The sequence below is a fragment of the Chitinophaga cymbidii genome (assembly GCF_007992715.1).
GTDB classification, from domain to species: domain Bacteria; phylum Bacteroidota; class Bacteroidia; order Chitinophagales; family Chitinophagaceae; genus Chitinophaga; species Chitinophaga cymbidii.
Genome location: NZ_BKAU01000001.1, coordinates 1,110,730 through 1,124,101, shown reverse-complemented (window position 1 = coordinate 1,124,101; position 13,372 = coordinate 1,110,730). Strand labels below are relative to the sequence as shown.

Sequence of the window (13,372 nt, the reverse complement as noted above, 5' to 3'; positions counted from 1 at the left end):
TAGCCATTATCCGTTATTTTTGTCCCGCCTTAACAGGAAGAATCAATAAAATCATCAAATAAATCAGTCGCGATGAGTGTTTTAGTTAATAAAGACAGTAAAGTGATCGTGCAGGGGTTTACCGGCACCGAGGGTACTTTCCATGCCACACAAATGATTGAATACGGCACCAACGTGGTAGGTGGCGTAACCCCCGGTAAAGGCGGCAGCAGCCACCTGGACCGCCCGGTATTCAATACCGTGGCAGATGCGGTAAAAGAAACGGGAGCGGATGTTTCCATCATCTTCGTGCCTCCGGCATTCGCCGCCGATGCGATCATGGAAGCCGCGGATGCCGGCATCGCGCTGGTAGTTTGTATCACAGAAGGAATTCCCGTGCAGGACATGGTGAAAGCCCAAAGCTACCTGCAATCCCATAACACCCGCCTGATCGGGCCTAACTGTCCCGGTGTGATCACCGCGGAAGAAGCCAAAGTAGGCATCATGCCCGGCTTCATCTTCAAGAAAGGCCGCGTGGGCATCGTTTCCAAATCCGGTACCCTCACTTACGAAGCGGCAGACCAGGTGGTGAAAGCCGGCCTGGGCGTTTCTACCGCTATCGGCATCGGTGGCGACCCGATCATCGGAACGCCTACCAAAGAAGCCGTGGAACTGCTGATGAACGATCCCGAAACCGATGCGATCATCATGATCGGCGAGATCGGCGGTAGCATGGAAGCAGAAGCGGCAGAATGGATCAAAGCGAATCCCCGCAAGCCTGTAGTTGGTTTCATCGCCGGCCAGACCGCGCCTCCGGGCCGCCGTATGGGCCACGCCGGTGCTATCATCGGCGGTGCGGACGATACCGCAGCAGCTAAAATGAAGATCATGCGCGCCTGCGGCGTTCACGTAGTGGACAGTCCGGCCGACATCGGAAAGAAAATGGCGGAAGTACTGAGCGGAAAAGCAGTACCTGCCTGAACATAACTCATTATCATTTTTGAGGCTGATCACAATGATCAGCCTTTTTTTATTCTGGTTACCTTTGCGGTCTTATGCAGATGTACGATTACATGCTCGTTGGGCAGGGCATTTCCGGCACCATGCTAAGCTGGTTCCTGCAAAAGGCCGGCAAGCGGGTGCTGATGTACGACGATGCCCGGCCGGGTACCGCTTCCCGCACCGCATCCGGTATCATCAACCCGGTATCCGGCAGGAAGTTTGAACTGGCATGGCTATACGAAACGATATATCCGCTGGCGGTGCGTACTTACCGGGAAATGGAAGCGGAACTCGGGATCAGCTGCTTTCATGAGCGCGATATCTGGAACGTATGGCCTTCGGCGCAGATGCGGGATGCGTTTGCGGCAGCTTTGCCAGCAACGCCTTATATGCAACAGCCCGAAGCTCCCCGCCACGAAGCCACCCTGCATCAGCCTTTCGGCGCCGGCATCGTAAAAGGCGCCAACGTGCAGCTCAACACCCTGCTCCCCGCCTGGCGGCAGCGCCTGCACCTCAGAACAGAACGTTTTAACGCAGCAGCACTGAACATCACGGAACAGGGCGTACGCTACGGAGATGTAAGCGCCGCCGCCGTCATCTTCTGCGAAGGGGTGGACAGCCCGTCCAACCCCTGGTTCGGCAAGCTGAAATTCCTGCCCAACAAAGGCGAAGCGCTCGTGATCCGCGCCGCGCTCCACACCCGCGATATCATCAAGAAAGGCATTACGCTGGTGCCCCTTGAAGACGGCACGTACTGGGCCGGCGCCACTTTTTCCTGGGACTATGCGGATGCCGCGCCCACGGCGGAGAAGCGCGCGGAGATAGAAGAAAGCCTGCGGCAACTGCTGAAGGTACCTTACACCGTGGAAGCCCATCTGTCCGCCATCCGCCCCTCCGGCCCGGACAGGCGCCCGCTGGTGGGCATGCACCCCCGCTTCCCGCAGGTAGGGATCTTTAATGGAATGGGTTCCAAAGGCTGTTCCCTGGCCCCCTGGGCCGCCGAGCAATTCGTCCGCCACCTGCTGGAAGCCACGCCCTTACCCCCGGAAATAGATATTAAACGGTATTTTAATGCTTTGAGGTAGATTTTCAGACCTCCATATCTTATCTTTGACCTCCCTAATTAAAAGAAAAGCTTAGAATAATGTACAGAACGCACACATGTGGTGAATTGCGCATGGAACATGCAGGGCAGCCGGTAACACTGGCAGGATGGGTGCAAACCGTCCGCAAGTTTGGAAGCATTACGTTTGTAGACCTGCGCGACCGCTATGGTATTACACAGCTGTTGCTGGGCGAAAGCCTCAATGCGCAGCTGGACAAACAACCGCTGGGCCGCGAATTCGTTTTGCAGGTGAAAGGCACCGTAACCGAACGTACCAGCAAGAATAACAACATTCCCACTGGCGATATAGAGATCACCGTATCCGAATTTACCGTGCTCAACGGCTCCAAAACGCCGCCCTTCACCATCCAGGACGATACGGACGGTGGCGATGAGCTGCGCATGAAATACCGTTACCTCGATCTCCGCCGCAACCTCGTTAAGCAGAACCTCACGCTCCGCTACCGGGTGAACCGCTCCGTGCGGAACTTCCTGGACAGCAGGGGCTTCATGGATATTGAAACGCCTTACCTGATCAAGTCCACTCCCGAAGGCGCGCGTGACTTTGTGGTGCCCAGCCGCATGAACCCGAACCAGTTCTACGCCCTGCCGCAATCTCCGCAGACCTTCAAGCAGCTGCTGATGGTAAGCGGTTACGACCGGTATTACCAGATCGTGAAATGCTTCCGGGACGAGGACCTTCGTGCAGACCGCCAGCCGGAATTCACACAGATCGACTGCGAAATGAGCTTCGTGGACCAGGAAGATGTGCTGCAGAACTTCGAGGAAATGACCAAACATGTGTTCCACGAGATCAAAGGGATCGAATTCCATGAACCGTTCCCGCGCATGACATGGGACGACGCCATGAAATATTATGGGAACGACAAGCCGGACATCCGCTTTGAAATGAAGCTGGTAGACCTTGGTGAGCCCGGCCGCGGCAACAGTTTCAAAGTATTTGATGAAGCCGAACTGATCGTAGGCATCAACGTAAAAGGCTGCAGCGAATACACCCGCAAACAACTTGATGAGCTGACCGAATGGGTGAAGCGCCCGCAGATCGGCATGACGGGCCTGATCTATATCAAGTACAATACGGACGGATCGCTGAAAAGCTCCATCGATAAATTCTTTAACGAAAGAGGGCTGCAGCTTTTCGCGGACCAGTGCCAGGCACAACCCGGCGACCTGATCCTCATCCTCGCCGGCAAGGAAGAACGCACCCGCAAAGCCATGAGCGAACTGCGCCTCGAAATGGGCGAACGCCTCGGCCTCCGCAACAAGGACGAATACAAACCGCTCTGGGTGATCGACTTCCCGCTGTTCGAATATGCGGAAGAAGAGAACCGTTGGGTAGCGCGTCACCATCCGTTCACCGCGCCCAAGCCTGAACATATTCACCTGATGGACGATCCCGCACAATACAAAAAGATCAAAGCCAATGCCTACGACATCGTGCTGAACGGCACCGAGATCGGCGGCGGTTCCATCCGTATCTTCCAGAAAGACCTGCAGGAAAAAATGTTCGCCGCGCTCGGCATGAGCAAGGAAGAAGCCAACCATAAATTCGGCTTCCTGTTAGGCGCATTTGAATATGGAGCGCCCCCGCACGGCGGTATCGCGTTCGGCTTCGACCGTTTCTGCTCCCTGCTCGGCGGCAATGAAACCATCCGCGACTTCATCGCCTTTCCGAAAAATAACTCCGGCCGCGATGTAATGCTCGACGCACCCAGCGAGATCGACCAGGTGCAGCTGGATGAGCTGAAGCTGTCTTTGCTGAAGTAAGAAATATTATTGCTATTGAAACGCTGCGGGTTGAAGGCCGCAGCGTTTCCTGTTAATATAATATCAGAATAAACTTAAATTATAACACATTAACATATTAATTACATTAAATGTATCTTGATTGATGTAATTTTGTCCGGTGAAAAAGCCCCCGTGCGGATTGGTTCATTTAAAACAAGCGCATGCTTTTAAGAAAGAAAAGAACGTTGCTGCTCGGTGGTATGCTGGCCACCTCTATCGCAGTCTCGGCACAGAAGATCCCCAAAAAGTACATTCAGAAATTCGAGCCCGTTGCAGTTGATCTCATGAAAGAAACAGGCGTTCCCGCCAGTGTGATCCTTGGCGTTGCCATGCTGGAATCCGGCAGCGGGACCAGCAGAAATGCAAAGCTGCTGAACAATCACTTCGGCATCGTAGGAAAGAACAACCTCGCCAAACGCGGGGAAACCTACCGCTCCGTATACCGTGAATTTGCATCGGATACCGCGTCCTTCCGCTACTTCGCAAGATTATGCACCCGCCGTAAATGGTATGCCGGCATGAAAGGCAATGCCGATTACCAGGAGTGGCTGAAGAAGCTCATCCAGTCCAACTACTCTTCCGCCGGACAGGTATGGATAGACCGGGTGACGAACGTGATCAAACGTTATAAATTATATGAACTGGATGGTGATTTAAAGCTGGCAAAACAATAGATTTGCGGGGACAAATCACGGAAACGGACACACGTAATTTATCATGCCCACCGGAAATAAACATCCCTATCCGCTCGTCATTGTGATGGGAACCCTGCTTTGCCTGGCAGCGTTATCCCTCGTTCAGAACGGTCTTTCCATCGGTGGCCATACCTTGCGCCGGCTGGACATCCTGGCGGACCTCCGGCAACCGGAGCCCGCAGCGGACACATCATTCGTGGCCCAGGAGATCACGCCCCCGACGGACAGCACAGCGGACAGCGTTGCCATTGCCGTGCGGCGCGACTTCCTTACCTACAGCGGTATTCTCGATTATGGCATCACCGCGGAAGGAGAAGGCGGCGGCATGCAATATTTCATGCAGGCGCTGAAAGCGCTCAGAACGGGTCAACGCAAGAAAGTGCGCATCGCCTACTTCGGCGATTCCATGATAGAAGGGGACCTTATCACACAAGACCTCCGCGACAGCCTGCAAGCCTACTTCGGAGGCGAAGGCGTAGGATATGTGCCGGCCACCTCTGTGGTATCCGGCTTCCGTACTTCCATCGGGCATACGTATTCCGGGAACTGGACCGATTATCATTTCATGAACACGCCGCCAAGCGGCACGGAGCTGGGCATTTCCGGGCACGTATTCGTGCCGTCGGCGGACAGCTGGGTGCGCTATACGCCGGTGAAGCGTGAACGCCTCGATCAGTTTGAAGAAGTAAGCCTGCTCTATGGCTCCGGCGGCAGGACCGTGATGGTGAACAACAAGCCCCTGCAGCTGGGCGGCAACAGGAAGATCAATGCCTACTCGTTCACAACAGACAGTACCGCCCGCGCTCTGACGCTGAAGTTTAACGGTGACGAACAAACGCCGTTTTATGGCGTTTGCTTTGAAAGCCGCAACGGCATCTTCCTCGATAATTATTCCTTCCGCGGCATCAGCGGCATAGAACTGGCCCGGCTCAGCAGCGGCATGTGGCGGCAGATGCGCTCGGTGCGCCCGTACGATCTCATTGTGTTGCATTACGGCGCGAACGTATTATACAGGCCGGAAAACACGAAATACGACTGGTATGGTAAAACGATGGTGAGAGTGGTGGATTCCCTTCACCGCATCTTCCCGCAAACCTCCATCCTGATCGTAGGCACGGCGGATAAATCATACCGGAAACAGGGAAAATATGTCACCGCTCCCGGTGTGAAAGCATTGCTGAAAGTACAGCACCGCGTAGCGGAAAAACGCGGCATCGCTTACTGGAACCTGTATTCCGCCATGGGTGGCGACGGCGCGATGGCAAAATGGGTGGAAGGCGATACGGCGCTGGCGAACAGGGATTACACACACTTCAATTTCCGCGGGGCCTCCAAAGTAGGCGCCTTGTTATACAAAGCGATCATGGATGAATATCAGCAGGAGACGTTTTAGCGGGCTCATTGTCATTTTGGGATGTATGGGATGTAGCATGAAAAGCAGCGCACAGACATCGCGTTTTCTTTTCAATGATACGGCCCTGTATCCGCTCTTTGAACAGCTGCGGCGGGCGGACAGCCAGGTGGTGAGCATTTTTCACCTCGGTGATTCGCACGTGCAGGCGGGCTTTCTGCCGGAAGCGGCCGCCGCCGGGCTGAAACAGAAGTTCGGCGATGCGGGCCCCGGATGGGTGCTTCCCTACAACCTGGCGCGTACGAACGGTCCGGATGCGTATCGCTGGAGCAGCCATATTCGCTGGTCTTCCGTCCGCGTGGTGGAAAGATACCAGGTATACTGGCCGGGGCCTGGCGGGATGACGATCCATACGTCGCAGGTTTCGCCGTCGCTTTCCTGCACAATAAAACAGGGAAGCACGGACAACATACAGATCTTTTACGATGCCGGCACTGGTAAGGCGCCGGTGCAGGCCGTTGGGGATATGGAGCAACTGACCGTGAGGATACACGAAGACAGCACTGCTTTCCCCGAAAACATGCAGCAGGCCACCATCACGGCAGACAGCAGCATCTACGCTTTCCGCCTGAGCTGGCCGCAGCATAAGGGATTGTTCCGCTTTTACGGCGCGGTGCTGCAGAACGGCCATCAGGGCGTGCTGTACCATGCCATCGGCATCAACGGCGCGCAGTTCATGCACTATAACCAGCATGCCGCCACGCTCCCGGTGCAGCTCCGCATCCTGCGCCCGCAGCTGTTGATCCTGTCACTCGGCACCAACGAAGCTTTTGGCGGTGTCACCGCCGCGCAGCTGCGGCAGGAAATGGACAAAACGATGAAAGCGGTGCGGGAACATGCACCCGGCGCAAAAGTATTGTTCACCACGCCGCCCTACGGCATGAAGAAGAAACGGCGCGTGGCCTACCGGAAGAACAAGCGCACGTATTACCGCGTAACCTATGCCGCCAATCCGCAGGTAGCGGTGCTGCGCGCGGAGATACTGCAGTATTGCAGGGATAACGGTTACGCCTGCTGGGACTTTTACGACGCCATGCGCGCGGATAAAAGATTCCTGCGCGGATGGAGTAACGACAAATTGCATTTTAACGCATATGGATATACGCTGCAGGGAACGATGTTGTTTGAAACGATCGCAGCGGCATATGATGACTGGATAAAAAATTTAACCGATGCCTTTCCTGGAAAACCTGTGGAACGTGCTGAAATACAATGAAGCAGACCCTATTCTCTTCAACAGCGCGTTTTTCCTGTATTTCTTCGCCGCCTTCCTGTTGTGCTACCAGCTGGTGCGGAAGCACGAGCGGGGCAGGGTGTGGGTGTTCACGGTATTTTCCCTATACTTTTTCTATAAAGCCTGCAATGAATACGTTGGCCTCGTGATCCTTTCGGCTATCGTGGATTTTTACCTCAGCAACCGCATTCACCGCGAGCAGCGGGAAGGAGTGCGCAAAGGGCTGCTCTGGTTCAGCGTATTGATCAACATCGGCATGCTGGTGTATTTCAAGTACACGAATTTTTTCATCGGCATCCTGAACGACCTCGGCGCCGGACGGATCACGCCGATGCACATTCTCCTGCCCATCGGTATTTCATTTTATACGTTCGAAAACCTCAGCTATACGATCGATGTATACCGCCGTGAGATCAAACCGGTGGATAAATTCATGGACTATCTCTTTTTCCTGTCATTTTTCCCGAAACTGATGATGGGGCCGATTGTCCGGGCGGCAGACTTCATCCCGCAGATCCGGCAGCCTTACGTGCTGAACAGGGAAGACGTGGGAAAGGGCATGTTCCTCATCCTGGGCGGTCTTTTCAAAAAAGTGGTCATCTCCGATTTCGTGTACCAGAATTTCGTGCAGTACATCTTCGATGATCCTTCCCGCCATACCGGCATCGAATGCCTGCTCGGCGTGTATGCGTACGCGCTAGTGATCTACTGCGATTTCTCGGGGTATTCGGATATGGCCATCGGCATCGCCCGCTGGATGGGCTTTACCATTCCCCCGAACTTCGACAAACCCTATAAAAGCAGCTCCATCACGGAGTTCTGGCGCCGGTGGCACATCTCTTTATCGTCCTGGCTCCGCGACTATGTGTACATTCCCCTCGGCGGCAACCGAAAAGGCAAGCTGCGGCAGTATATCAATTTGCTGCTGACCATGCTGATCGGCGGGTTCTGGCATGGCGCCAGCTGGAACTTCATTCTCTGGGGCGGCATTCACGGCGGCGCGCTGGCGGTGGATAAAGTGTGGCGGCAGCGGATGGCAAAATTTGCCCCTGTTAACAAGCGCCTCTGGAAGATCGGCGGTATTCTTTTTACATTTCACCTCGTTTGTTTCTGCTGGATATTCTTCCATGCCGCCAGCTTCGCGGATGCATGGGCGCTGATCCGCCAGGTGGCGTACGACTTCCAGGGGAATCTGTTGCCGGAGGTGCTCACCGCTTACCCGCAGGTATTCATCCTCATGGGCATTGGCTACCTGCTGCATTTCCTTCCCGCCGCCACGGAACAAAAACTGGAATTCCGTCTTGCCCGCCTGCCGCTTTGGGGCAGCGTAGCGGTGATGACGGTATTCATCTGGTTCCTCGCCCAGGTGAAAACAACCGTGCCCATGATTCCCATCTATTTTCAATTTTAACGGTGTATGTTATTTTTTCTTCATGCGTATGCGTTTTCCTGATAAGAAGTAACTACCTTTGCGTCCTTAACTTTTGTCATTCAAATAAAATTTATGCGTACTGTTACACTGAGAAGGGTTGTGGTCACCGGAATGGGAGCTATCACGCCGATCGGTAATGATGTAAACACGTTCTGGGAAAACCTGAAAGCCGGAAAAAGTGGCGCCGGCCCTATCACCAAGTTCGATACGACCGAATTCAAGACAAAATTCGCGCACGAACTGAAGGGGCTGGACATTGATGCGTTCATAGAAAAAAAGGAAGCCCGTAAAATGGACACCTTTACACAGTACGCCATGGTCGTTGCACATGAAGCCATTCACAACTGTGGTGTGGACCTGGAAAAGGTGGACCGCAGCAAGTTTGGCGTGATCTGGGCTTCCGGTAACGGTGGTATGCAGACTTTCGAGGAGCAGATTCTGGACTTCGCGGCCGCCAACTTCGTCCCGAAATTCAGCCCATTCTTTATCCCCCGCCTGATATCAGACATTGCGGCAGGGCAGATCGCCATTAAATATGGACTGATGGGCATCAACTATTGCACCGTGTCCGCCTGCGCTTCTTCCAACAGCGCGCTGGTAGACGCTTTCCACTATATCCGCATGGGCAAGGCCAAAATGATCATCGCCGGAGGTTCTGAAGGCCCGATCACCCGCGCCAGCATTGCGGGCTTCAATGCACTGAAAGCCCTGTCCACCCGCAACGACGACGCCCTCCACGCTTCCCGTCCGTTTGACAAGGACCGTGACGGTTTCGTGATGGGCGAAGGCGCCGGCGCGGTAGTGCTGGAAGATTATGAACATGCTATCGCCCGCGGAGCCACCATCTACGGCGAAATGGTCGGCGGCGCCATGAGCTGCGATGCTTACCACCTGACCGCTACCCATCCCGAAGGGCTGGGCGCCCAGCTGGGCATGAAAGAAGTGCTGGAAGATGCCGGCCTGAACGTTACAGATGTGGATTATATCAATGCGCACGCCACTTCCACGCCGCTGGGAGATGTCAGCGAGCTGAAAGCGATCAAGGCCGTATTCGGCGATCATGCCGGCAAGCTGAATATCAGCGCTACGAAGTCTATGACCGGTCACCTGTTAGGTGCTGCCGGCGCTATTGAAGCGATCGCCTGTATCAAAGCGATCCAGAACGACATCGTACCGCCCACGATCAATACGACCGAACTCGGAGAAGACATCCCCTCCGATCTCAACCTTACGCTCGGCAAGGCCCAGCACCGTACCATCAATGTTGCGATCAGCAACACGTTTGGTTTCGGCGGGCACAACGCCATTGCAGCGTTTGCGAAGTTTAAGGGATAATAAACTGGTATAAGTATAAAGCATTAACCGGGATGAAGATTCTTCTTCTATCCCGGTTTTTTAGTTACTTTTTAGACAGTCCCCTGATAAAAAATGCTGCCTTTAGTTCGTGGACCTCAACACCCATCTCGCAACATCATACAAAATATACTTCCCATGATCATTATTCCGGATAGTAAGACTTGCCGCACCTCCCGGCCTGAATTCAAATCTTCCGAGAAAGATCAGTCCGAATAAAGGATCACCTTTCCGCTGATCAATATAGATCCTTTCCGTGCCTTTCGCATGTGCCAGCTCTACCAGCGTATGGCTGCTTCTGCCGTTGCCGGGCACTGTGGAAACATACACATCATATTTGCCGGCCTTTTCAATGTCAGGTAGATAAGTAGCGGAAGATTTTCCTTTCATTACATTTCCGTCCGTATGATAGAAGTTGCCCCAGTAAGGCGTTTGCGCCATGGCTTTCTTAACCAGTTTGAGGCGGGCGTGGGTGCTGTCTTCGGAATCTATCTGGATGTCTCCGCCCTTGCCGTTTCCTGCTTTTACAGTACGTGCAAAGGGCAGTGATCGCTTGCCGGAGGCGTCTTCCACAACAAGGCTCACTAACTGTACTTTATCCGCTTTCATGGTTTGCTTAACTTCCAGTGTGTTCGCATCCGGCTTTCCGTCGCCATCGAAATCCCAATAGCAACGAACCGGCTGCGTATTGCCAGGCTTTGTTTTAACCGTGAACGTAACGGTCTCCCCAACGCGGGGCGCCCGCGGCTGCCACTCGAAATCCGCCACGGTCTCGGGTAACAGGTTCACCAGGGCGCCGTGCTTTTTTAAATGCTGACGGAGTGTGGCGGTGTGCACGTTTTGTACCGTCGTGTTGTGGGCAAAGGCCATGGCAGCGGCAATGCCGGCGGCTTCGCCCGTCATCATGAACACAGGTTCCATGCGTAAGGAAGTCCATGCCATATGGGTGGAGGACATACAAACGGGAACCAGCAGGTTCGTGCATTCCGTGGCTTTGGGTACTAACGCGCGATAGGCGATCTCATAAGCTTTCACAGGCTCCCAGATACCGCCACCGGAGTATCCCAGGGTGCCGTCCGATTTGCGGATAACGGTCGTAGCATGACTGTCCATCGAGTAACTGCCGAGCGCAATGGCGTCCGGTTTCTCGCGGTCCTGCTGCAGGTCCTGCTGGCGCATGACGTAAGCGCCATTCAATCTTCTTCCTTCACGGATGTAGATGTGACGAGGGAAATTTCCATTGTCTGTAAACTCGTCTTTCGCAAGGCCCCATGTTCTGGCTTCCTTTTGCATGCGCATAGGTACACGCGGATCGTTCTGCAGGAAATAGATGTAGCCCAGCGAATTATTACGGTGCTTTGCTTCGAGGGCTGCGCGTGCTGCGTAATCCGCTTCGGGATAGGTCCAGTTCACGCCGGGGAAATCCGCGATGTTGGCATCTATCTTTTTATTGGGCAGTTTCCAGTAGGTTTTGAAAACCCTGGTGGTGCTGTCTTTCAGAAGACCTGCCAGCCGGATGTCGTAAGCCGCTGCATCGTAAGCGGCCGGCTTGCTGACTGCCACCATGTTTGCCGGGTCATTGCTCATTGTTACCCGGTAGTTGAATGCCTGGATGGCCCGGGAAGACTGATCAGGAACAGATGGCTCACCGAATACGTGCTTGCCTTCGGTGCCCAGCAGGTAACTTACTTTCGCCATGGCCACAAGGTCTGCCGTATAGCTGGCATCTACGAACACCTTGCCTTGTAGATGCACGGTGTCGCCGGTTTGCAGATTTTTGCACGTGATGGCATGGATCTGTTTGCCTTGCTGCCAGGTTTTTACCAGGGAAACATTGCGTACGATCTTGATAGAGGGATATGCTTTCAACATTTGCTCAAACACCAGTTCGCCGACTTTCGGTTCAAATGATGCACCGGGTAAACCTTCTACCACAGATGCTTTCCATTGTTCCGAACGTTCACCGTAGGTAGTCCTGTAATAATCCGCTGTTTGTTGAAAGAAGTTCTTTGCAAGGCCACCAATAGTTTCATGGTGACCGATATCCGAAACACAAAGCCCGCCCTGCGCTACGATGCCACCGAGGTACGGGGAGGGTTCTACCAGCAATACGCTGGCGCCTTCCCGTGCTGCCGCAATGGCGGCCGTGATGCCGCCGGGGTTTCCGGTATACACCACTACATCTGCTTTTTTAATACTTTGTACAGGTTGATAACGCAACAACGCTTCTACGAAGTAGTAATCGGCATAGTTGATCGGCACATCGATCTCCGAGCGATGCGGCATGTGGCCGGTAGAATGCTTCAGCAGAAAGTAATTATTACTGCCGGGCGCTGCCATGTAGGTGGTCGAGCAAAGGCTCACCAGCATGTCTTCCGCCGCCGTGAAGTATTTTTTGTTGTTCGTATATTTTGATAGTTCCAGCAATGCCGATGCGGTGATGGCCGCAGCGGATGCGTCGCGGGGTGGCTTGCTGCTGCGCGGTGCGTCAAAGTCCCAGTAGGGGACCTTGTCTTTAGGGAGCTTTCCGAGGTAAAACGCCGCGATCTTTTCCGCCTGTTGCAGGTAGCGTTGATCCTGCGTGAAACGATAAGCCATCGTGTAACCATACAGCCCCCACGCCTGGCCGCGCGCCCATGCGCTGTGGTCGCTGTATCCCTGGTGGGTGATCTTCCGCAAGGGTTGGCCGGTGACGGAGTCGTAATCTACCACGTGATAGCTGCTATAGTTCTTGCGGAAATGATGCTTCATCGTTTGGTCAGCATGCGATACCGCTATTTTGTAATAGCTGCTGTCACCCGTTACCCGGGTGGCCCAGAAAAGCAATTCGAGGTTCATCATGTTGTCGATGATCACGGGGAAGTGAAATTCTTTTTTGTCCCACGATTTGAGCGTGCCTGTTTTGGCGTTAAAGCGGGATGCCAGTGACGCCGCGGATTCCAGCAGCACCTGCCGGTAGGCGGGATCTTGCGTGAGACGGTAGCCGTTGCCAAAGGGGCAATACATCATGAACCCCAGGTCATGTGTGCCTTTGTTGCGTTTCTCTTTTTCAAGGCCGGCAGTCCATTGCCGCGCGAGTGTTTCCCATTTTGCATCGCCGGTGTATTCGTAGAGATACCACAGGGTGCCGGGGAAGAAACCGCTGGTCCAGTCTGATGATTTTACCGTGCGGGTGATGCCGTCTTTGATCGTGCGTGGATACTTCGTTACGTCAGTTTGTTGGGCTGTCATCCTCTGCAGCTGCTGTTGCACCGTTCCCATGGCTATGGAAACAGGTACTTTCTGCTGTGCGCCGGCAGCACAGGTGATGAACAGTGTTGAAATGGAAAAAATCAATTTCCTCATGATCGTG

The 13,372-nt window shown here is 54.1% G+C and carries 9 protein-coding genes; 8 read left to right on the top strand and 1 reads right to left on the bottom strand.

From position 1 onward, the window contains the following. Positions 1–72 precede the first annotated feature (72 nt). The 8 genes from sucD (at position 73) to fabF (ending at position 10,002) form a co-directional block, all read left to right on the top strand. Positions 73–960: a succinate--CoA ligase subunit alpha gene (gene sucD, locus CCY01nite_RS04370; protein ID WP_146858155.1), complete on the top strand. Its 888-nt coding sequence runs from the start codon at positions 73–75 to the stop codon at positions 958–960. A 74-nt stretch (positions 961–1,034) separates the two neighbouring features. Next, the gene (locus CCY01nite_RS04365; RefSeq protein WP_146858153.1) at positions 1,035–2,066 is read left to right on the top strand and encodes an NAD(P)/FAD-dependent oxidoreductase; all 1,032 of its coding nucleotides are present in this window, start codon (positions 1,035–1,037) and stop codon (positions 2,064–2,066) included. A 59-nt stretch (positions 2,067–2,125) separates the two neighbouring features. After that, positions 2,126–3,874, top strand: a complete 1,749-nt coding sequence (aspS, locus tag CCY01nite_RS04360) for an aspartate--tRNA ligase (RefSeq protein WP_146858151.1) — start codon at positions 2,126–2,128, stop codon at positions 3,872–3,874. Positions 3,875–4,056: 182 nt separating this feature from the next. Then, positions 4,057–4,569 (top strand): glucosaminidase domain-containing protein, encoded by a 513-nt coding sequence (locus tag CCY01nite_RS04355; protein ID WP_146858149.1) that lies wholly within the window; start codon positions 4,057–4,059, stop codon positions 4,567–4,569. 43 nt (positions 4,570–4,612) lie between these two features. Next, entirely contained in the window at positions 4,613–5,983 is a 1,371-nt protein-coding gene (locus CCY01nite_RS04350; RefSeq protein WP_146858147.1) for a GDSL-type esterase/lipase family protein, read from the top strand. A 37-nt stretch (positions 5,984–6,020) separates the two neighbouring features. Then, positions 6,021–7,217: a GDSL-type esterase/lipase family protein gene (locus CCY01nite_RS04345; protein WP_186830892.1), complete on the top strand. Its 1,197-nt coding sequence runs from the start codon at positions 6,021–6,023 to the stop codon at positions 7,215–7,217. After that, the gene (locus tag CCY01nite_RS04340) at positions 7,174–8,646 is read left to right on the top strand and encodes an MBOAT family O-acyltransferase (protein WP_146858143.1); all 1,473 of its coding nucleotides are present in this window, start codon (positions 7,174–7,176) and stop codon (positions 8,644–8,646) included. The genes CCY01nite_RS04345 and CCY01nite_RS04340 overlap by 44 nt, the downstream gene beginning before the upstream one ends. A gap of 93 nt (positions 8,647–8,739) precedes the next feature. Further along, positions 8,740–10,002, top strand: coding sequence for a beta-ketoacyl-ACP synthase II (gene fabF / locus CCY01nite_RS04335; RefSeq protein ID WP_146858141.1), 1,263 nt, complete (start codon positions 8,740–8,742; stop codon positions 10,000–10,002). 102 nt (positions 10,003–10,104) lie between these two features. On the opposite strand, the gene CCY01nite_RS26540 is transcribed toward fabF, so the two are convergent. Further along, complete coding sequence (locus tag CCY01nite_RS26540) at positions 10,105–13,365, bottom strand: FAD-dependent oxidoreductase (protein WP_186830891.1); 3,261 nt, start codon at positions 13,363–13,365, stop codon at positions 10,105–10,107. Between the last annotated feature and the right edge of the window lie 7 nt (positions 13,366–13,372).